Below are 20,842 nucleotides of genomic sequence, written 5' to 3'. Positions count from 1 at the left end.
CGCTTGTTAGCATTTACCCGCGACATGCTGCAGGCAAATACTCTTTGTCTAAGTCAGTCTTGTTATCACCTACAGCTTGCATACCTGTTACAGGCTCATCATATCCACACAACCATGCAATAGGGCTTTTGGGGCTGCCGGTAACAACAGCAGGCCTAAATGACAAGACCTTGCCTTTGAGTGGCTTTGATGCCTTATTTCCCATCGTGACATGAATCGCACCAGATTCAACGACAACGCCGGTAATACGGTTGCCAATCAAATAATTTGGTTGTGGAACACCTGCCTCCCCGTTATCTGAAGGAAAATCGAGCTGTTCGACATAGAAGTTTGTGACATTCTCTCTGATTGTGCTGGCCATGCTCATAGCTTCTACAACTTCACTTCGTTGTACATAGACTTGATAAGCTGGCAACGCCACAGAAGCGAGTATGCCAATAATTGCAACCACCACCATTAGTTCGATTAAGGTGAAACCCTTTGTATCATTCATACTGTTTCTCCAAGAATGAATATTGGCGAGTACGCACTAGCAAGGAAAAGAAAAACTGCAGCCACAACTATTAGGGCAACCGCAATCGAAATATATTTCATCTGTTTTTCACAGCTTTCTAACAATACACGCATCTCTATTTCAATGAGTTCTTGCATTTCACGTGAAATATCCAGCTTCGATTCTTTGATATTTTTTAGGTGATTTATTGTTAGACTAGCTTCGCTATCGACTGATGCGCTGTCAGCTAAAACTGGGAACTGGAGAATATTGATAACTTTAATATATGATCTCCGAATAGTTGGGAATACAAGAAATCTTACAACCCAGCTGTTTTTTTGCCCAAGGCCGAAATTGAATAATTTCTTTAGTTGAGATCCGATAATCAGAGCAGAGATCAAAATAATCGAGACTATAAGAACAAAATATCCCCAGTAATCTTGGTAAAAAGTAAGATGGCTTGGGATCTGAATGTCAAAGTTTTCAAATGCTTCTAGAAATGAAGGGGCTACCTTCAATTGATATATACCCACCACAACATAGAATATAAACGTTACATAGCCAAGGTAAGCTACAACCCTTTTGAATCTCATAGGCTCTTCAAAATGCTGGCTGAGATTTAATTCTTTATAGACCCCCAAAGCCTTCTGTGCTTCATCACCACTATCAATGCGACTAATTTCATTTAGAATTTTACGTGGAAAGCTATTTGATGGAATTCTATTACCATATAGCTCACATGCCTTGTCATTCTCTATTCTCGACAAACATTCAGAAATAGATTCGGCTGCTTTGCGATCTACGCTTGCCCTTCGGCATATATATCCAAATCGTTCCCATGTCATTTTTTAGATTCTTCCTCGATTTATCTCTGAATGCTAACGCCGTGCTCTGGGGCAAACCGAAGCGCAGCGTAGGTTTGTCCCTAGCAGCACTTTGTTAGCCCAAGTTGCTCTCAATAAGCTGCCCACTTTTAAAAACATAGACACCACTCTCCGAAGACATTTTGCCTCCGCAATTAGGACAGCTTTCTTTTGATGAAATAGCCCCATTAATAGTGATATTCATTTGGCCGATATTTGGGACCATTTCACCCTCAATGCCACAATCTTCACAGGTCAGCGTTACCGAAGCTACATCCCTAGATTTTGTCGCAACAAATCCTTTTGCCTCAGGAATGACATAGTGACCTAAGCAAGGCTGACCCCGACTAATCGAAACTTCTCTATAGGTGTTAGTCACACCACCAATAAAAGCAAGAATCTCATCGTAATCCTGACCATCCTTAAATCCTATCCAGTAATTCCCGTTATCGTACCAATATTCTTTTCCAGCAACACAAATAGCTCTTATGTGTGCTGTATCGTCGCCGTATAATTTTCGATATCGCTCGGCCTCATTTAGTTTATTGCCACTAAGATCCGAATTAAGAGCGAATATAACCGATCTTACTTTCTCGATTGAGTGATGCTTTTCCTTTCCATCTTCACCTTTCAAACCAGGACGATAACCAAAGTTATGAGCTATATTTTTTGCACTCTCGTGCGCCATTTTTAGCTCGGTAGCATTTAACGTCGTCTTAACTTCAATTGTATAAAGAACGGACTCTATTGGGAAAACACCAACTTTTTCGTCCATCAGTATTGGAGGCAAGATAGCCCTATTATAAAGAATAATGTCTACTTGCCCCGAAAGCTTCCCACTATAGCTATCTATTATCTGCCCAGTACCCACTCCGACGTCAGCTGGCAATAATGGTTGAAATAGCTGGCTAATTAGCAACTCAAGAACTGTGCCCTTTACTCCTTGATGTGAGAAGCCTGCCGCCGCTTTTGCTTGAGATATGGCAGATACAATCTTAGATCTTAGCAAGTCCTGATACTGGTTTTTTACGGCCATGTTCAAATTTCCGAAAAGGGGCTAACGCCGCATTCAGCGGCTTGTCCGCTGCAATGCCTTGTTATGTTTTATTGATACATGCCAGTTAAAAATCATTTCTTCCGGAGTAACTTGAAGGCGATCCCACCAACTGCAATCACTATGGGAGTTGCGATTTCAATGATTTTCTTGATTTTGTGGGACTTGCTAGAAGCACAGGCTGGACAAAATTCGACCTCGTCTTTCTGAAGCTCTCTTTCGCAGCCTTTACACTTTTGCATAGTTTATCTCCATAAACTCTGATGGTTTAATTTCTATCTCAACTACATCTTCTTCAGGATGGGTCAGGCTAGCAAAAGAGCTGGAGTCAAATGTTTTCCTGTACTCAGCAAACTGCTTCCAGCCATCTTCTGGGAAGATCCCATTTATTTTAGGTGCCAGCCTAGAACGAATATATGCCACATCTACACCTGCTTTTTCGATTTTGGTTAGCCCATCATCAACCAGGCTCAAAGCAACATCTAGCTCTTCGAGAAATAAGTGACATCTAGCCAGAGTCTGCAAAGCGCTCAGACAAGCGGAAAACGACTCTATGGCCATTTTATGGCTTTCCTCAGCTTCTTTGGACTTGTCACCTATCCAGTTATCAAAAAACGATAGCTTTTGCTCCGGAAGCTCGGTGATTTGCCTAGCTAACGCACTTACTGTTTTTTCGAATCCACGCGTCAACTCTGTTATTGCATGCAATGCTAACTGTTCTCTTTTTTCAGAATCCTGCATTCCACATGCCTGACGAAATAGAGACTTTCCTGATTCAATTACAGCAAGGCGGTCGCCATGGAATTCTTTGAAGATCTTACAAACCTGCTCTTCAATACGGTTTAGCTGCATGGCTATGCTCACTAAAAGAACCTGAGCACCAACCGCCTTTGCTGCTTTAAGCATAGAAGGCCCAACCTCTTGAAACTTTGCATGTTCAACAATTTTTCCGTCTTTATAAAACACGCCTTTCAGGTTTCCTTGGGCATCTTTATACAGCTTCGCTCCTTCAGGGGTCAAAACAAGCTTGTAAACCGTGTCTTGATTAAGGCTAGAAACGACCTCTGGAAGACCCGTTATGCAGCGAAGCTCCGATATCAATGCTTCCCTTCTACTAGAAAACTCTTTCTTCTCGCCGTCTGAAAGCGTGACCTCTTGTGAAAGACTGATTGGGATTATCTCTTTATTCATCGCTCGCCCCCTTGGTGTCCAGCCTCTTCAACGTAAAAACATAACAGCTTATTAGCATGCCTGCTCATTTTTCAGCCCGAGCCAACAAAGCTTAAATTAATATATGTCTCTGAATAGTAATGCCTTCACCAAGATAAGCAAGGCATCCCTTGGGATCAATTCGAGCATGCATGCTATCTCGCTAGCGGTATGCGCGCTATTCTGCCAGCCTGATACATAACCCTATAATTTACATACCTTTATCATTTCAGCACCATAAAAACGAGCATTCCCATATGTAAAAACGTGCACTTTTTGATAACCGAGCTAAAATAGACTGTATAAAAAACAGTAAAAGACAAGGAGCGTCTGATGTCTAAAAGTCCATTTTTAAATTCCATACGCATGGATATGCGGCAGAAAGGTTACGCGCTTAAAACTGAAAAACTTACCTGCACTGGATTAAGCGTTTTATTCTATTTCACAAAAAACGTCATCCTCAGACTATGGGCAGTGAAGAGGTCAGGCAGTTTTTATCCAGCTTAGCAAACGACAGACATGTAGCCATAAACACGCAGAAAATCGCATTAAATGCCCTAGCTTTTTTGTACAACAGGTTTTTACAACAGCCATTGGGCGATATTGATTATATCCCTGCAAGCAAGCCTAGACGGCTACCTTCTGTTATCTCTGCCAATGAAGTGCAACGCATTTTGCAGGTCATGAATACTCGCAACCAAGTTATTTTTGCGCTGCTGTATGGCGCGGGGTTACGCATTAATGAATGCTAAGCCCCAACATTCAAGCTTTCACTCCAGGAACCGATACAAAGGGGTAGATGGTTAAGGCTCAGCCAACGCAATGAGCGAGCCACTTTGATTGGAGTACGTCACGCTATGCAGATTAAACCAAACCTGCCTTCTTTTAGCTCTAGAGATATACCCACTGGCCAGACTCAGCAGGCGATTATGGGTGAGCGGGACGAAAGTCACGCAGGTAAGGTGCTGTTCGAGCGGCGCAAGAAGCAGATGCACGATATGCAAACGGCTGTGACTAAGCTGCAAGAGATGAAGAAAAACGCCTCGCCTAAAAAAATGGCCAGTCAACGTGCGGCTTTACTGAAACAGCGCTTGGATACTTTAAAGTCCATCATGGCAAAATTGCCGCCCGGCAATTACAAAGCGCTGGCACAGGAGCTCAAGCAAATCGCCAAGGAGCTGGCAGCGCTGGGTAAGCAGATGGGGAACTCCGGCGGCAGCTTGGGAAATATGCCTGCTATGTCGGCCGCCTTAGGTGAGGCGATGGCAGATAGCGCCAGCGAGGAAACCGTAGGGATAGACGCCAATGCTTATATGGCCAGCAGCATGCCCGATATTGATGTTACTGCAGATTTAAACACGGCAGTCGAGGTGCAAACCACTGCAGAGCAAGCAGCACAAACAGCACAAGTAGAAGCACGGCAAGCTGAAAGTCTATCTGCAGAGATTGAGCGCGACCTTAACGCCAAAGATAACGAACAGCACGATGCCAAGGTGAATAAGCCGCGTATAGCGGGTTTGCGTCAAAATGAAGATGCTGATGATAAAGCCCTGCGCGCCATCCTCACTGAAGCCAGCAAAACACTCAAAGAAGTGCTGAACCTGCTGAAAGCCAAACACCAAGTGGATGACAAAGAATCGCGCAAGCTGTTTGCCCGTATTGAAAGTGAACTGGAGACTTTGGACCAGTCTCTCCAGCAGAGTGCGCTCACCGCCTCTGACTCTGAGCCCGTTGCATCTGGAAATATTGAAGCTGGTAACAGCGCAAATATGGGCGGCTTTGTCGATATCAGTGTTTAGCTTTTAACTGACTCATTCAGCCAAATAAACAGCCTCACAGATAACACAATAACCACAACTCAACATGCAAAAACTAAAAAGGCGCTCCCATGTGGCCGCGCCTTTTTATTTACCTGAAAAGCTTCAAGTGTTAAATAGTCGGCATCCCTGCCCGTCCTTTATACCGCCTTGGCATATTCCTTACGTAACTGCTTTGCCGCCGCAACCATGTGCTCCAGCGCTGCTTTGGCTTCTGGCCAGCCGCGGGTTTTCAGGCCGCAATCGGGGTTGACCCAGAGTTGCTCAACGGCAATACGTTTGGCTGCTTTGCGTAGCAAGTTGGCCATTTCTTCGCTGTCTGGCACCCGTGGCGAGTGAATGTCATACACACCCGGGCCAATGTCATTGGGGTAATGGAAAGTCTCGAAAGCGTCCAGCAGCTCCATTTGCGAGCGCGAAGTTTCAATAGTGATGACGTCGGCATCCATGGCAGCTATGGAATCAATCACGTCGTTAAATTCGCTGTAGCACATGTGAGTGTGAATCTGGGTTTCATCACACACACCGCTGGCAGTGAGGCGAAAAGACTCAGTGGCCCAATCCAGATAGGCTTGCCATTCAGCGCGGCGCAGCGGTAATCCCTCACGGAAGGCGGCTTCGTCAATCTGAATAATTTTAATACCCGCCGCTTCCAAATCCACCACTTCATCGCGAATCGCCAGCGCCAGTTGCCGTGCCTGCTGTTCACGGGACAGATCTTCGCGCGGAAACGACCACATCAGCATGGTCACCGGGCCGGTCAGCATGCCTTTAAGCACCTTGTCTGTCTGCTGCTGGGCGTAGGCGATCCACTCCACAGTCATGGCTTGCGGGCGGGTAATGTCGCCGTAAATCACCGCCGGTTTTACGCAGCGCGTGCCATAGCTTTGCACCCAACCAAAACGGGTAAACAGGTAGCCGTCCAGCTGCTCGGCAAAGTATTCCACCATGTCGTTACGCTCAGTTTCTCCGTGTACAAGCACATCTAAGCCTAACTCTTCCTGCACTTTAACCGCGTGCTGGATTTCTGCCTGCATGGCTTGTTGGTAATCCACTTCGCTGAGCTTGCCTTGACGATAGGCTAAACGTGCGGCACGGATTTCTTTGGTCTGCGGGAACGAACCAATGGTAGTGGTTGGAAACAGCGGTAAATCCAAACGCTCGCGCTGCAGTTTAATTCGCTCGGCAAACACAGAGGTGCGCTGACTATCGGCTGCCGTGACTGCGGCCAGACGCGCTTGCACTTGCGGCTTGTGAATGCGCGGCGAGTTAGCACGGCTTTCTTGTACTGTACGGCTCTGCGCCAGCGCGGCCTGCACTTTGGCGCAGTCTGGGTTGTTCAGCGCTTGCGCTAAAATGGCCACTTCTTCGGTTTTCTGTACGGCAAAGGCGAGCCAGCTTTGCAACTCTTCATCGAGCTGCTCTTCACGGGCTAAATCCACGGGGCTGTGCAACAGTGAGCAGGATGGCGCGACCCATAATCGGTCACCTAAACGTTCATGGGCATGTTTAAGGGTGGCTAACACTTTTTCTAAATCACAGCGCCACACGTTGCGGCCATTGACCACACCCAGCGATAAGATTTTGTACGCAGGCAGACGGTCGAGAATGGTGGGGTATTGCTCTGGCGCACGGACCAAGTCGAGGTGTAAACCATCTACCGGCAAACCAGCGGCCAAGCCTAGATTATCTTCAAGGCCTGAGAAATAGGTCGCAATCAGCTTTTTAACCGGCTCGGCTTGCAGCAAGTTATAGGCGCGCTCAAAGGCATTTTTCCAGTCTTGCGGCAGGTCGAGACTTAAAATCGGCTCATCAATCTGCACCCACTCCACACCTTGCGCGGCTAATCGTTGGAATATCTGACCATAAATAGGCAGCAGTTTTTCGAGTAAATCCAGCTTATTAAACTCTTCACCTTTAACTTTACCCAGCCACAACCAAGTCAAAGGACCGATGACCACAGGTTTCACCTTATGACCTAGCGCCAGCGCTTCATCAACCTCTTCAAACAGTTGCTCCCAGCTCAATGCGAACTCTAAATCAGCAGTCAGCTCAGGAACCAGGTAGTGGTAGTTGGTATCAAACCACTTGGTCATTTCCTGCGCATGGGCACCACCACAGCAGCTGCTTTCTACCACACCACGGGCCATAGCAAACAACGTATCTAACGTGGGCTTCTCACCGGCCGTAGCAAAACGCTCTGGCACCACACCAAAGGTTAATGAGTGGGTCAATACTTGGTCATACCAAGCAAAATCACCCACAGGTACTAAATCAATGCCAGCGTCTTTTTGTAGCTGCCAGTGTTTGGCCCGCAACTCACGACCCACTTGGCGCAAGTTGTCTTCAGTGATGTCGCCTTTCCAGTAGGCTTCAACGGCTTTCTTCAGTTCACGGTCACCACCAATGCGGGGGAAACCTAAGTTATGTGCTACGGCCACGAGAACTCTCCTATTAAGTTAATGAAGCTATTCTCGACTCTTGGCGCCTAATGAGACAAACTAAATATATTACTGATCATCAACAGTTTTTCTCATGTTGTTTCTTAAGGAATTCTTATGCTGGATATTCGTCATTTAAAAACATTGGCCGCACTGCGTGATGCAGGTAGCTTAGTCGATGCCGCAGAACGCCTGCACCTTACCCAGTCCGCCCTGTCCCATCAGTTTAAGGAAATGGAAGAGCGCTTGGAGATGCCGTTATTTGTGCGCAAAACTAAACCAGTGCGCTTTACCAGTGCTGGCTTGCGTTTACTCCGACTGGCTGATGAGGTCTTACCGCTGATGCGCAGTGCCGCTCGCGATATCGCCCGCCTGCAAGGTGGCTCGGCTGGACGCTTACATATGGCGATTGAATGTCACAGCTGTTTTCAGTGGCTGATGCCCACCATTGACCAGTTTCGTGATGCTTGGCCCGAGGTGGAATTGGATTTAGCCTCTGGCTTTGCCTTTGCACCGCTGCCAGCCTTGGCCCGTGGCGATCTGGATTTGGTGGTCACCTCTGACCCCATTGAGTTAACAGGTATCAGCTATATTCCCTTGTTTGCTTATGAAGCCTTATTAGCCGTGGCCAAGCAGCATCCGCTCGCACAAAAAGCCTATGTAGAACCTGAAGACTTACGCGAGGAAACTCTGATTATCTATCCGGTTGAGCATGACCGTTTAGATATTTTTAATCACTTTTTAGAACCAGCCGATGTGGAGCCAGCACAGGTGCGTACCTCAGAGCTAACGGTCATGATGATGCAATTGGTTGCCAGTGGCCGCGGTGTGTGCTGTTTGCCGAATTGGGCCATGCATGAGTACAGCTCCAAAGGCTATGTCAGCGCACGCCGTTTAGGTGAGGAAGGTTTGTTTTCCACTTTATATGCAGCGGTACGCACCGATATGCTTGATGCCGCGTTTATGCGCGACTTTTTGCTCACTGCCAAAGACACATCCTTTACCACGCTGGCCGGTGTCAGTGCAGTTAAAGAATCTTAAGCGTGGGTTCGATGGAGATAGCGTAACTTAGCCCAGCAGGATAATGGCCCAGACAGCGGCAATCATGCTCATGCCGATCATTTGTGCAGCACTGCCCATATCTTTAGCGTTTTTCGACAAGGGATGTCGTTCTAAAGAAATACGATCAATCGCCGCTTCAATGGCCGAGTTAAACAACTCGATAATTAATGATAATAAACACACCGCCACCATTAAAGCGCGCTCTACCGCGGAAACTTCAAGGAAGAAACTAACGGGGATTAAAATGGCGCTGAGCAAGAGCAATTGACGAAAAGCGGCTTCGCCAATAAAGGCGGCACGCAAACCGGCTAATGAATAGCCCGTGGCATTGATGATACGGCGTACACCGGATTGGCCTTTAAATGGCGACATAGACACCTTGGTGATGAGGTCATGTAACGGATATTTCAGTAGCGTGGCGTCCTTGCCAACATCACACTACCAAACAATGCATGTTATTCGCTTTGTGGAATGGATTCCATTTGCTGCAGGAGCAGTGCTGCTTGAGTGCGGGTGCGTACATTCAGCTTGCGGAAAATAGCAGTCACGTGGGCTTTGACAGTGGCTTCTGAGACATTTAAGTCATAGGCAATTTGCTTATTGAGCAAACCATCACACACCATGGTCAGCACGCGAAACTGTTGCGGTGTTAAGCTGGCTAAACCAGCACTGGCAGCCTTTTCTTCGGCGGTCACGGCAGCAGTAGCAGCGGTTTGTGCTGGCCACCAAACTTCACCATCCAAAACAATCTGCACAGCTTTTTGAATATCTTCTAGAGGACTGGATTTAGGAATAAAACCGCTGGCTCCAAATTCACGCGCACGGGCCATAACAGTTGCTTCTTCTTGCGCAGAAATCATGACAACTGGTACCTGTGGATACTGCCCCCGCAGTAACACTAATCCAGAAAAACCATGTGCTCCTGGCATATTTAAATCAAGTAGCACTAAATCCCAATCTGCTTTTTCCTGTAAGCAACTTTCTAGTTCAGCAATATTTTCAGCTTCAACAAGGCGTACAGTGCTTCCCAAGCTTAGCGTCAGCGCTTGGCGTAAAGCACTGCGAAAGAGCGGGTGGTCATCTGCAATCAGTATTTCATAGGCAGCCATCATTTAGGGTCCTGTTTCTTTATTTATTATAATAATGCGGTGTCACTTACCGTTACGTGACGAATCGGTCACATATAGTACCATAGAGTCCAGCTTGCACTTTTACTGCAAGCACTCTGCAACTCATGTGCCGCAATATTCTGTCTTACAATCCAGCGCTCATACTACATAAATCTTAGCCAAAGGTCTTATACAGCGTGAATTAATTGCAAAATATCGCGCAGAAAACCCTGCCCTGTGTCATCAGTAGCGGATAAAGTGCTCGCGGTAATACTTCAGCTCAGCAATTGAGTCTTGAATATCGGCTAAAGCTAAATGCACCTCACCCTTTTTAAAGCCATTACGCACCTCGGGCGCCCAACGCGCGGCGAGTTCTTTAACGGTGGATACATCCAAATTGCGGTAGTGGAAATAGGCTTCTAGCTTAGGCATATGGCGGTATAAAAAACGGCGATCTTGGCAAATGCTATTACCACAAATGGGTGATGCACCCGCTGGCACCCACTTTTCTAAAAAGGCCAGAGTTTGTGCCTCGGCTTCGGCTTCGCTGATAGTGCTCTCACGCACCCGTTGAGTTAGACCACTGCCGCCATGTTGGCGCGTATTCCACTCATCCATGCCAGCCAATACCTCATCGGCCTGATGAATCGCCAGCACTGGCCCTTCAGCAAGGATATTGAGTTGGCTATCGGTAATGATGGTAGCCATTTCAATGATCAGATCATTATCTGTATCGAGTCCGGTCATTTCCAAATCAATCCAGATTAAGTTTTGTGCACTGTACATGGCTTACCTCATAATATTTGAATGCGCTCACTCAAGTCAGCGCGGTATTTAAATGCAGCGTTGCAACGCATCAATTAACGCTTGGTTCTGCTCTTCAGTACCGATGCTAATGCGTAAGAACTGATCAATGCGCGGCTGTTTAAAGTGGCGCACCAGCACCCCTTGTTCGCGTAGTTCAGCAGCCAGCTCAGCACCGTCGCGCTCAGAGTGACGAGCAAAGACAAAGTTAGCAGCAGATGGCAGCACTTCAAAACCTAAGGCGATCAGGGCTTCTATCACCCACTCACGACTGGCAATCACTTTATTGCGGGTGCTGTGGAAGTAGTCTGCATCAGCAAAAGCAGCCGCCGCTCCAGCAATTGCTGCACGGTCGAGCGGATAAGAGTTAAAGCTGTTTTTAATGCGCTCTAAACCCTCAATCAAATCAGGGTGGCCAACGGCAATCCCCACACGCAAGCCAGCCAGTGAGCGCGACTTGGATAAGGTTTGCGTCACCAACAAGTTATCGTATTTTTTCACCAAGCTAATGGCTGACTCACCGCCAAAATCAATGTAGGCCTCGTCCACCAATACCACGGAGTCTGGGTTGGCTTGCAATACCTGTTCAATTTTATCCAACTCTAATAAGCAGCCAGTGGGCGCATTCGGGTTGGGGAAAATAATGCCGCCATTGGGTTGCTGATAGTCGGCAACACAAATTTGAAAGTCATCATCCAGCGCCACAGGTTTTTGTTCAATGCCGTATAAGCCGCAGTACACAGGGTAAAAGCTGTAGCTGATATCGGGAAATAACAACGGCTTATCGTGCTGAAATAAACCATGAAAAGCATGGGCCAGCACTTCATCTGAGCCATTGCCAACAAACACATACTGCGGGCCCACTGAATAATAATCAGCGACCGCATGCTTGAGCTGATCGCAATTAGGATCGGGGTATAAACGCAAGTCATCATTGATTTGCGCTTGCATTGCCGCGATCGCTTTAGGCGATGGACCATAAGGGTTTTCGTTGGTATTGAGCTTGATTAACCGCTCGATCTTCGGTTGTTCGCCAGGTACATAAGGCACCAGAGCTTTAACAAAAGGACTCCAAAACTTGCTCACGTATTGCGCTCCTTAACTGAGTCATCTGCCACGCTTGGCGCGGCAGTTTAAATGCTCGATCACCGCCTAGTTTGCGGCTACTGCGCCGTTTTAATCGGCTTTAATACGGTATTCTGCTGAACGTGCGTGGGCAGTTAATGACTCACCACGGGCCAGCACTGAAGCAACCTTACCCAACTCTGAGGCTCCCTCAGGGCTGCAATAAATAATTGATGAGCGCTTCTGGAAATCATACACACCTAATGGCGAAGAAAAACGCGCAGTTCCTGAGGTCGGTAAAACGTGGTTTGGCCCTGCACAGTAATCACCCAAGGCTTCTGCAGTGTAGCGCCCCATAAAGATTGCCCCGGCATGACGAATCTGCGGCAAGAGCTCCTCTGGGTTCTCCACTGACAGCTCTAAGTGCTCTGGGGCAATGCGATTGGCCACTGCTACTGCTTGTGCCATATCAGCCACATGGATCAAAGCCCCGCGCTCGCGCAACGATATGCGGGCAATCTCTTCACGTTCTAGGGTGGGCAGTAAGCGCTGCATACTGGCTTCAACCTGATCTAAGAAATCCGCATCTGGGCTGAGCAAAATCGACTGCGCATCTTCATCGTGCTCTGCTTGGGAGAACAGGTCCATCGCAATCCAATCGGGATCGGTTTTGCCATCGCAAATCACTAGGATCTCTGAAGGACCGGCAATCATATCAATGCCAACCTTGCCAAACACATGGCGTTTGGCCGTGGCCACATAAATATTGCCCGGCCCTACTATTTTATCCACGGGTGGGACACTTTCTGTGCCGTAGGCTAAAGCCGCCACCGCTTGTGCGCCACCAATGGTAAAGACGCGATCCACCCCGGCAATTGCCGCAGCAGCCAAGACCAACTCATTGATTTCACCACGCGGCGTGGGCACTACCATGACCACTTCCGGTACCCCTGCAACTTTGGCAGGAATGGCATTCATTAACACCGATGAGGGATAAGAGGCTTTACCACCTGGCACATAAAGTCCAGCGCGATCTAAAGGTGTGACTTGCTGGCCTAGCACGGTGCCGTTAGCTTCGGTATAACGCCAGGAGTCTTGCACTTGTTTTTCATGGTATTGACGCACACGCTGCGCTGCTGTTTCTAACGCAGTGCGTTGCTCAGCAGTGATGCGCGTCAGGGCTAATTCAAGACGCTCGCGCGGCAAAATTAAGTCGCTCATCTGCGCCACATTTAAGCCATCAAACTGGCGCGTGTAGTCAATCAGTGCTGCATCGCCGCGGCTGCGTACGTTATCGATGATATCCAGCACACGCTGATTAATAGTGGCGTCGGAGACACTCTCCCAGCTCAGGAGCTGATCAAGTTGGGTATTGAAATCTGTCGCTTGGGCATTTAAACGTCGCGTAATAGTTCCGGCAGTCATAGCGGGCCTCTATAATAAACAAACATTCGGGCGCCGCCAGACTAACAAACCTTCTGCGCGGGCACCCGATCAATTCGGCTATGACGCAGATAGGCTGTGTGTATCAACACACCAGCAGAGGCTACTATCAGTGTCGTGCGTTTACCGCAGCACTTAAGGTATCAATCAAGGTTTGAATATCAGTGTGCTTCATTTTCATTGAAGCGCGGTTGACGATTAAGCGTGAAGTAATGTGGGCGATCAGCTCTTGTGGCTCCAAACCATTGGCGCGCAGCGTATTCCCCGTATCCACTACGTCAATAATCTTGTCGGCTAAACCCACTAAGGGTGCTAACTCCATTGAGCCATAGAGTTTGATGATATCCACTTGGCGCCCCTGCTCAGCATAGTAACGCTTAGCGACATTGACGAACTTAGTCGCAACACGTAAACGCCCAGTTGGCTCCGGAGTATCAACGGGGCCGGCAGTCATTAACTTGCAACGTGCAATTTGCAAGTCGAGCGGCTCATATAAGCCTTGACCACCGTACTCGAGCAATACGTCTTTACCGGCCACACCTAAATCAGCCGCCCCTAATTCAACATAGGTTGGCACATCAGTGGCGCGAACGATCAGCAAGCGAACATCGTCACGGGTGGTGGGAATAATCAGCTTACGACTTTTTTCTGGATTTTCAGTCGGCACAATACCCGCCTGCTCTAATAGCGGCAGGGTATCGTCTAAAATGCGACCTTTTGACAGCGCAATAGTTAACATAAAACTAGCTCGGTACTCGGCGGATTTTCGCACCAAGGAGTTGCATTTTTTCCTCGATACATTCGTAACCGCGATCAATGTGATAAATGCGGTCAATCAGGGTATCGCCCTCTGCCATTAACGCAGCAATTACCAAGCTGGCAGATGCGCGTAAGTCAGTGGCCATAACAGGTGCAGCTTTCAGCTGGGGGATACCGGTGACAATTGCGGTGTTGCCTTCAATTTGAATTTTCGCACCCATGCGCTGCATTTCTAGAGCATGCATAAAGCGGTTTTCAAAAATAGTTTCAATGACCGTGCCAGTGCCTTCAGCCAAGGCATTCAGGGCAATAAACTGCGCCTGCATATCGGTTGGGAAGGCTGGGTATGGCGCCGTACGCACGTTAACCGCAGTTGGGCGTTTGCCATGCATATCCAGTTCAATCCAATCCTCTCCTGTGGTGATTTCCGCACCAGCCTCTTGCAGCTTAGCCAGCACGGCTTCAAGAATAGTGGGATCGGTGTCTTTAAGCTTAACGCGACCACCAGTGACCGCAGCGGCAACTAAATAAGTGCCGGTTTCAATTCGGTCTGGCATCACGACATAACGTGCGCCGCCGAGCTTTTCCACCCCATCAATAATAATGGTGTCGGTACCAGCGCCTTGGATCTTGGCACCCATGGCTATTAAGCAGTTGGCTAAGTCGACAATCTCAGGTTCGCGGGCAGCGTTTTCAAGAACGGTACGGCCCTTGGCTAAAGTGGCGGCCATGAGAATATTTTCTGTACCGGTCACGCTGACAATATCAAAGAAGAAATTACCACCGCGTAAACCACCTTCGGGCGCTTTAGCCTTGATGTAGCCATCTTCAACCGTGATCTCTGCACCCAGAGCTTCTAAACCACGGATGTGTAAATCCACTGGGCGCGAACCAATTGCACAACCGCCTGGTAAGGCTACTTCTGCCTGACCAAAATGCGCCACCATAGGACCTAACACTAAAATAGACGCCCGCATGGTTTTCACCAAGTCGTAGGGTGCTATCAATGTTTTAATGGTGCGCGGATCAATTTCTACACTGAGTTTTTCATCAATTACCGGCTCAATGCCCATACGACCAAACAACTCGATCATCGTGGTAATGTCATGCAGGTGCGGTAAATTGCACACTGTGACAGGCGCGCTGGCCAACAAGGTCGCTGCTAAAATAGGTAACGCAGCATTTTTTGCGCCTGAAATACGAATTTCACCGTCTAAACGATGTCCTCCGCTAATAATTAGCTTATCCATTAAGAGTCTCTTTGAGTTGCTTTAAGAGCGTTCGGCCCAAGCCGTGCGAGTATAAAATTTCATCGTAACTGCGTGGATACTGCCATCAGCAATCCAAGGGTTAATCACAGCATAAACTTGCTGCTGACGCTTAACCGGACCTAAGGCTGCGAGCTCGTCACTGATAATATTGAGCTGAAAATTGCAGCCTTCGCCCTCAACCTCAACTTGGGTGTTCGCTAATTTCTCTTCTAATAATTCTTTTACTGCTACAGCTTGCATAATTAACCTCATTAACAGCAGCCGGCATAGTCTGCGGCCGCTACATTAACATTTATTCAGTCTTTACTGCATGCGAACCGGCATGGCTCAATTCCGAGAATCTCAGTTAAGTCACAGACTTGGGCGATCTTGCGCATATCTTCTGGTAACTGCACCAGCTCAACATCTTTGCCAGCACCGCGGCCATCACGCAAAAAAGCCAGTAATAACGCCAAACCCACACTGCTCGACTTTTCAACGCCAGAACAGTTGATTTGCAGTGCGTTGCCTGCACTTTGCGCAATCAGTGCTTGGCCCTGTTTGCGCAACAATGGACCTGTGTTGTAGTCCAGTACGCCCTTCAGGTACAGCACACCTTGCTCATCAACAGTCACACTGGCCTGACTCACATGCCCTCCTGCGCGGCACGTGTTTTCGCCACGGTCTCGACCCAGTTATCAATCACGCGGTCAAGGTCTTGTGCATTACGCTGCATTGCTTCAGAAAACTGGTCACGGAACAGTTTGCCTAAGTTAATGCCATTAATAATCACGTTACGCATACGCCACTGACCATCAACCTCAACCATGGTGTAAGACACAGGGTAAATCACCCCTTGGTTATCCGTCACTTCCATGCGTACTTCGGCGCGTTTATCGCCCTGGGCAATACTGTTGGGTAAAACGCGGATGCTTTGATTATCGTACTCCAGCAAGGCATTACCATAGAACTGCATCAGGCTGCGCTTAAAGTTTTCTTGGAAACGCTGCATTTGCTCTGGGGTAGCGCGGCGCGAGTAGCGCACTGTCATGACACTGCGAGAAATGCCATCAGCATCCACCACTTCGCCTAAAATACTATCCATGGCGTTATAGAATGCACTTGGATCATTGCGATAGGTGTCTTTATTGGCTTTTAAATCAGCCAGCAACCGGTCAGTGGTTTGCTTAACCACCGCACGCGCATCAGCGGTTGCGGCAAAACTGAAACCGCTAAAGGCCAATAAAGCAGATAAAAGGCTATAACGTAAAATTGCTAACATAACGATTAATCCTGATTAACTGTGTTCATTAAAAACTTGCCAATCAACTCTTCTAGCACCAACGAAGACTGAGTGTCATAAATCACATCTCCGTCCACTAAGACGTCTTCTTCGCCGCCGATACTAAGGCTGATGTATTTCTCACCGAGCAAGCCTGCCGTTAAAATCGAAGCTGTGGTGTCGGTTGGCAAGTTATCGACACGACGCTGCACTTCCATAACAACTTTTGCTGAGTAGGTTTGGGTATCAAAATCAATACTCACTACTTTACCCACTGTCACGCCCGCCATAGTGACTTTAGCGCGAGTAGTTAAGCCAGCAATATTATCAAAGTGCGCGGTTAACTTATAAGTATCAGCACTGCTGGCAACAGTTAAGCCACTGACTCTGAGAGCCAATAACAATAATGCGAGGATGCCTGCCAACAAGAACACTCCCACACTTATCTCTACGGCACGGATTCGCATTAGAAATCTCCAAACATTAAAGCTGTCAAAATAAAGTCCAATCCCAACACTGCTAACGAGGCATAGACCACGGTTCGCGTTGTGGCTCGGCTGATACCTTCAGAGGTTGGCTCGCAATCATAGCCTTGGAATACCGCAATCCAAGTCACTACAAAGGCAAACACCACACTTTTAATCGCGCCATTGAGCACATCATTATAAAAATCTACGCTGCTGACCATATTGCCCCAGTACGAGCCCTCATAGACGCCCAGCCAGTCCACAGCCACCATTGCCCCACCCCAAATACCAACCACGGAAAAGATCGCGGCCAATAACGGCATAGAAATAAACCCAGCCCAGAGGCGTGGTGCAATAATGTATTTAAGCGGGTCCACCCCAATCATTTCCAAACTGGAGAGTTGCTCCGTGGATTTCATATTGCCGATTTCCGCAGTTAAAGCGGAGCCAGCCCGACCGGCAAACAATAAAGCTGTCACTACGGGGCCCAGTTCACGCAATAACGTCAGCGCAACCATTTGCCCAACGGCCTGCTCAGAACCAAAGTCCACTAGAATGCTATAGCCCTGTAGTGCCAGTACCATGCCGATAAATAGGCCTGAAACAATAATAATTGCCAGTGAGAGCACACCCACCGAGTACAGCTGTTTGATTAGCAAATGCCAACCGGTACCCGCACCACTGCGCCCCAGCAGCACGTTCCAGAGAAACACGAGCGAGCGCCCCATGGCCTGGATAATATCTAAACCAGAACGTCCAAATAGAGCAAGGCGGTCCAGTAACGTCTTACGCGACATTTATCGACCTCCTAATAAGTCATCACTGTAGTTCGGTGCAGCGAAGTGAAATGGCACTGGACCATCGGGAATACCCTGCATAAACTGCAAAATACGTGGGTTATCTGAGTTCATTAACTCATCTGGCGTACCCTGTCCTAACACCTCACCGTCACCAATCACATAGAGGTAATCAGCAATACTGGCGGTTTCTGCCAAGTCATGGGACACAACCACGCTGGTAATGCCTAAAGCGTCATTGAGCAAACGAATTAAACGCACCAAGACGCCTTTAGCGATTGGGTCTTGCCCCACAAAAGGTTCGTCATACAACAAAATATCTGGATCCAAAGCAATCGCACGCGCCAAAGCTACGCGACGTTTCATACCACCAGATAACTCATCGGGCATCAAATCAACGGCGCCACGTAAACCCACCGCCTGCAGTTTCATCAAGACAATGTCGCGAATCATTTCATCTGGCAGCTGGGTGTGCACCCGAAGCGGGAAAGCAACGTTCTCAAACACATTCAAATCAGTAAATAGCGCACCACTTTGAAAAAGCACACCAAACTGTTTGCGCATATCAAATAAATCACTGCGCGATAAATCAGGTAAGTTTTGTCCGTTAACCCAAACCTCACCTTGTTCAGGCTTAAGTTGAGCGGCCATTAAACGCAACAGTGTTGTCTTACCGCAACCAGATGGTCCCATAACCCCGGTGACCTTACCGCGCGGAAAACTGATATCAACATTGTTGAATATCTTTCGTGAGCCGCGGCGAAAGACCAGGCCTTTAAGCTCTACGGCGAAAGCATCGTCAACTGACATTTAAACTCCCGCTAAATAAGATTAGTTTGTTGGAACATGGGGCACCCACATAACATTGCATCTGTAACCAACGGGGCAATATAGCACTGTCAGGGCTGACACCCAATAGAGAAACACTGCCACTGCACAGAACTGTGCGCCATTTTGCCGCAGCTGAAAACAATAAAGGCACTTAAAAGTGCCTTTATTGGGTATTTGCACTCAGTTTAGCAATCAGTGTTGGTGTCCACCTTCACCGTGCACATGGCCGTGCGCAATTTCTTCTTCGCTGGCAGCGCGGACGGTTGCAATCTTAACTTTAAAGTTAAGCTGCTGGCCGGCTAGCGGGTGATTGCCATCAATGGTCACTTCGTCACCATCAATATCGCGAATTGTTACAATCTGCATGCCACCATCGGGTGCTGAAGCATGAAACTGCATACCCACTTGCAGCTCATCAACGCCTTCAAACATTTCACGACCGATAGTAGAGATCAGCTCAGCACTGTACTCACCGTAAGCGTCTTGTGGCTCGATACTGACTTCCAGCTCATCGCCGACAGCTTTGCCGGTCAATGCGTTTTCTAAACCAGCAATAATATTGCCTGCGCCATGCAAATAAACCAACGGCTCTGCACCTGCAGAACTGTCAATCACTTCGCCAGCTTCGTTTGTAAGCGTATAGTCAATGGCGACAACGTGTTGGTCGGCGATCAGCATAAAATAAAAACCTTTATCAGAATGAATGTAAGCGAAAGTTTACCTACTCATGCGACGTAATGCGACTTTAGAATAAATAGACCAATGCAGACTTGACCTAACCTTATGCCGCCATGAAGATTGGGAAACCTTATAAATGATCCGGCCTTTATAAATATCAGTATTCGGTCGCATCCAACTCTTACTTCTGTATCACAAGGATTACCAATGTCGTCTCGAAATGTACTGGTTATTAATAGCGGCAGCTCGTCAATTAAATTTGCTTTAGTCAATGAAGACAGCGAGCAATTTCCAATCCAAGGCTTAGCCGAGCGCTTAGGCAGCAGCGATGCTGTATTGAACTGGCAGTTAGGTGATGAAAAACATGTTGCACAGCTGCATGGCGCAGACCATAAAGAAGCCTTCGAGCGCTTATTACCTTTAGTACAAAAAGCCAGCCAAGGAAAGCTGACTGGCATTGGTCACCGTGTGGTGCATGGCGGTGCGCACTTTACTGAAGCCTCAGCATTAAACCGCGAAGTTATTGATGTGATTCGCCGCGCTGCGGTACTGGCACCCTTGCACAACCCAGCTGGCTTAATTGGTATTGAAGCGGCTATGGCGCTGTATCCAGAGCTCACCCAGGTGGCTGTGTTTGATACCGCATTCCACCAAACCATGCCTGCCCATGCTTACCGCTATGCGGTACCAGAGCATTTATACACTGACCACAACGTGCGCCGTTATGGTTTCCACGGCACCAGTCATATGTATGTCAGCCGTAAAGCTGCCGTCATGACGGGCTTGCCTGTAGAAGATAGCTGCTGGCTCACCGCCCACTTAGGCAACGGCTGCTCCACTGCTGCAGTAGTCAACGGTGAAAGTTTAGACACCAGTATGGGCTTAACACCACTGGAAGGCTTAGTGATGGGCACCCGCAGTGGCGATGTTGACCCAAGCCTGCACAACCACCTCGCCCGCACTTTAGGTTGGGACACCCAGCGCATTGAAACCGTATTAACCAAAGAAAGTGGCCTATTGGGTCTGTCGGGCTTATCCAACGATATGCGCACCTTAATCGAAGCGCGAGAAAAAGGTGATGAGCGCGCCACTCTGGCTATTGAAGTTTTCTGCTACCGCTTAGCGAAGTCTTTAGCCGGTATGGCCTGCGCTTTACCACGGCTTGACGGCCTTATTTTCACTGGCGGCATTGGTGAAAATGCCAGCTTAGTGCGCAGCAAAACCCTCGACTACATGCGCCTATTCAACTTTAAGCTGGACGAAGCAGCCAACCAGAAGTGTGTACGCGGTGAAGGCGGTATCATCAGTGCCGAAAACCACCCGCGCGTATTGGTCATCCCAACCAACGAAGAACGCCAGATTGCTATTGAAACTCTGGCTTTAATCGACGCTCACGCTTAATACAGGACGTTTGATTC

The 20,842-nt window shown here is 48.1% G+C and carries 22 protein-coding genes and 1 pseudogene; 4 read left to right on the top strand and 19 right to left on the bottom strand.

What is annotated here, in order from left to right; genetic code table 11:
• Window positions 1-13: 13 nt before the first annotated feature.
• The 4 genes from O6P33_RS04355 to O6P33_RS04340 form a co-directional block, all read right to left on the bottom strand.
• The gene (locus O6P33_RS04355; RefSeq protein ID WP_269819021.1) at window positions 14-493 is read right to left on the bottom strand and encodes a pilin; all 480 of its coding nucleotides are present in this window, start codon (window positions 491-493) and stop codon (window positions 14-16) included.
• Window positions 490-1,338, bottom strand: coding sequence for a hypothetical protein (locus O6P33_RS04350; protein WP_269819020.1), 849 nt, complete (start codon window positions 1,336-1,338; stop codon window positions 490-492). Before O6P33_RS04350 ends, O6P33_RS04355 begins: the two co-directional genes overlap by 4 nt.
• Before the next feature lie 94 nt (window positions 1,339-1,432).
• On the bottom strand, window positions 1,433-2,392 hold the full coding sequence (locus O6P33_RS04345) for a DUF6602 domain-containing protein (protein ID WP_269819019.1): 960 nt from the start codon (window positions 2,390-2,392) through the stop codon (window positions 1,433-1,435).
• A gap of 246 nt (window positions 2,393-2,638) precedes the next feature.
• Window positions 2,639-3,601 carry a hypothetical protein gene (locus O6P33_RS04340; protein WP_269819018.1) on the bottom strand — a complete coding sequence of 321 codons (963 nt, stop codon included), beginning with the start codon at window positions 3,599-3,601 and terminating at the stop codon, window positions 2,639-2,641.
• 351 nt (window positions 3,602-3,952) lie between these two features.
• Between O6P33_RS04340 and O6P33_RS04335 the strand changes: the two are divergent.
• Both O6P33_RS04335 and O6P33_RS04330 read left to right on the top strand, forming a co-directional pair.
• Window positions 3,953-4,368: pseudogene (locus O6P33_RS04335) on the top strand (phage integrase N-terminal SAM-like domain-containing protein); the annotation flags it as partial.
• Between the two features lie 108 nt (window positions 4,369-4,476).
• Window positions 4,477-5,418 (top strand): hypothetical protein, encoded by a 942-nt coding sequence (locus O6P33_RS04330; protein WP_269819017.1) that lies wholly within the window; start codon window positions 4,477-4,479, stop codon window positions 5,416-5,418.
• 158 nt (window positions 5,419-5,576) lie between these two features.
• Here the strand turns inward: O6P33_RS04330 and metE are convergent, their stop codons facing one another.
• A complete protein-coding gene (metE, locus tag O6P33_RS04325) occupies window positions 5,577-7,877 on the bottom strand; it encodes a 5-methyltetrahydropteroyltriglutamate--homocysteine S-methyltransferase (RefSeq protein ID WP_269819016.1) in 2,301 nt (766 codons plus the stop codon).
• 117 nt (window positions 7,878-7,994) lie between these two features.
• Between metE and metR the strand changes: the two genes are divergently transcribed.
• Window positions 7,995-8,918, top strand: coding sequence for a transcriptional regulator MetR (metR, locus tag O6P33_RS04320; RefSeq protein WP_269819015.1), 924 nt, complete (start codon window positions 7,995-7,997; stop codon window positions 8,916-8,918).
• Between the two features lie 27 nt (window positions 8,919-8,945).
• Here metR and O6P33_RS04315 read toward each other — a convergent pair whose 3' ends face one another.
• From O6P33_RS04315 to O6P33_RS04250, 14 genes are all read right to left on the bottom strand, one after another.
• Window positions 8,946-9,311, bottom strand: coding sequence for a diacylglycerol kinase (locus tag O6P33_RS04315; RefSeq protein WP_269819014.1), 366 nt, complete (start codon window positions 9,309-9,311; stop codon window positions 8,946-8,948).
• An 83-nt stretch (window positions 9,312-9,394) separates the two neighbouring features.
• A complete protein-coding gene (gene erdR / locus O6P33_RS04310; protein WP_269819459.1) occupies window positions 9,395-10,048 on the bottom strand; it encodes a response regulator transcription factor ErdR in 654 nt (217 codons plus the stop codon).
• 243 nt (window positions 10,049-10,291) lie between these two features.
• Window positions 10,292-10,834: an oligoribonuclease gene (gene orn, locus O6P33_RS04305; RefSeq protein WP_269819013.1), complete on the bottom strand. Its 543-nt coding sequence runs from the start codon at window positions 10,832-10,834 to the stop codon at window positions 10,292-10,294.
• Between the two features lie 48 nt (window positions 10,835-10,882).
• Window positions 10,883-11,938: a histidinol-phosphate transaminase gene (gene hisC / locus O6P33_RS04300; protein WP_269819012.1), complete on the bottom strand. Its 1,056-nt coding sequence runs from the start codon at window positions 11,936-11,938 to the stop codon at window positions 10,883-10,885.
• A 90-nt stretch (window positions 11,939-12,028) separates the two neighbouring features.
• Window positions 12,029-13,342 carry a histidinol dehydrogenase gene (gene hisD / locus O6P33_RS04295; RefSeq protein WP_269819011.1) on the bottom strand — a complete coding sequence of 438 codons (1,314 nt, stop codon included), beginning with the start codon at window positions 13,340-13,342 and terminating at the stop codon, window positions 12,029-12,031.
• A 127-nt stretch (window positions 13,343-13,469) separates the two neighbouring features.
• On the bottom strand, window positions 13,470-14,099 hold the full coding sequence (gene hisG / locus O6P33_RS04290; protein WP_269819010.1) for an ATP phosphoribosyltransferase: 630 nt from the start codon (window positions 14,097-14,099) through the stop codon (window positions 13,470-13,472).
• A 4-nt stretch (window positions 14,100-14,103) separates the two neighbouring features.
• Entirely contained in the window at window positions 14,104-15,369 is a 1,266-nt protein-coding gene (murA, locus tag O6P33_RS04285) for a UDP-N-acetylglucosamine 1-carboxyvinyltransferase (RefSeq protein ID WP_269819009.1), read from the bottom strand.
• 21 nt (window positions 15,370-15,390) lie between these two features.
• Entirely contained in the window at window positions 15,391-15,630 is a 240-nt protein-coding gene (locus O6P33_RS04280) for a BolA family protein (protein ID WP_269819008.1), read from the bottom strand.
• Between the two features lie 56 nt (window positions 15,631-15,686).
• A complete protein-coding gene (locus O6P33_RS04275; protein WP_269819007.1) occupies window positions 15,687-16,019 on the bottom strand; it encodes an STAS domain-containing protein in 333 nt (110 codons plus the stop codon).
• On the bottom strand, window positions 16,016-16,651 hold the full coding sequence (locus O6P33_RS04270; protein WP_269819006.1) for an MlaC/ttg2D family ABC transporter substrate-binding protein: 636 nt from the start codon (window positions 16,649-16,651) through the stop codon (window positions 16,016-16,018). Before O6P33_RS04270 ends, O6P33_RS04275 begins: the two co-directional genes overlap by 4 nt.
• 5 nt (window positions 16,652-16,656) lie before the next feature.
• The gene (gene mlaD / locus O6P33_RS04265) at window positions 16,657-17,118 is read right to left on the bottom strand and encodes an outer membrane lipid asymmetry maintenance protein MlaD (RefSeq protein WP_269819005.1); all 462 of its coding nucleotides are present in this window, start codon (window positions 17,116-17,118) and stop codon (window positions 16,657-16,659) included.
• The gene (gene mlaE, locus O6P33_RS04260; protein ID WP_269819004.1) at window positions 17,118-17,915 is read right to left on the bottom strand and encodes a lipid asymmetry maintenance ABC transporter permease subunit MlaE; all 798 of its coding nucleotides are present in this window, start codon (window positions 17,913-17,915) and stop codon (window positions 17,118-17,120) included. The genes mlaD and mlaE overlap by 1 nt, the downstream gene beginning before the upstream one ends.
• A complete protein-coding gene (locus O6P33_RS04255) occupies window positions 17,916-18,725 on the bottom strand; it encodes an ABC transporter ATP-binding protein (protein ID WP_269819003.1) in 810 nt (269 codons plus the stop codon).
• A 213-nt stretch (window positions 18,726-18,938) separates the two neighbouring features.
• Window positions 18,939-19,424 (bottom strand): FKBP-type peptidyl-prolyl cis-trans isomerase, encoded by a 486-nt coding sequence (locus O6P33_RS04250; protein WP_269819002.1) that lies wholly within the window; start codon window positions 19,422-19,424, stop codon window positions 18,939-18,941.
• Window positions 19,425-19,631: 207 nt separating this feature from the next.
• Here O6P33_RS04250 and O6P33_RS04245 point away from each other — a divergent pair, with 207 nt between their 5' ends.
• On the top strand, window positions 19,632-20,825 hold the full coding sequence (locus tag O6P33_RS04245; protein ID WP_269819001.1) for an acetate kinase: 1,194 nt from the start codon (window positions 19,632-19,634) through the stop codon (window positions 20,823-20,825).
• Window positions 20,826-20,842 lie beyond the last annotated feature (17 nt).

Source organism: Denitrificimonas caeni, from assembly GCF_027498055.1.
In the GTDB taxonomy this organism is placed as follows: domain Bacteria; phylum Pseudomonadota; class Gammaproteobacteria; order Pseudomonadales; family Pseudomonadaceae; genus Denitrificimonas.
This window is presented reverse-complemented; position numbering and strand designations above follow the sequence as displayed.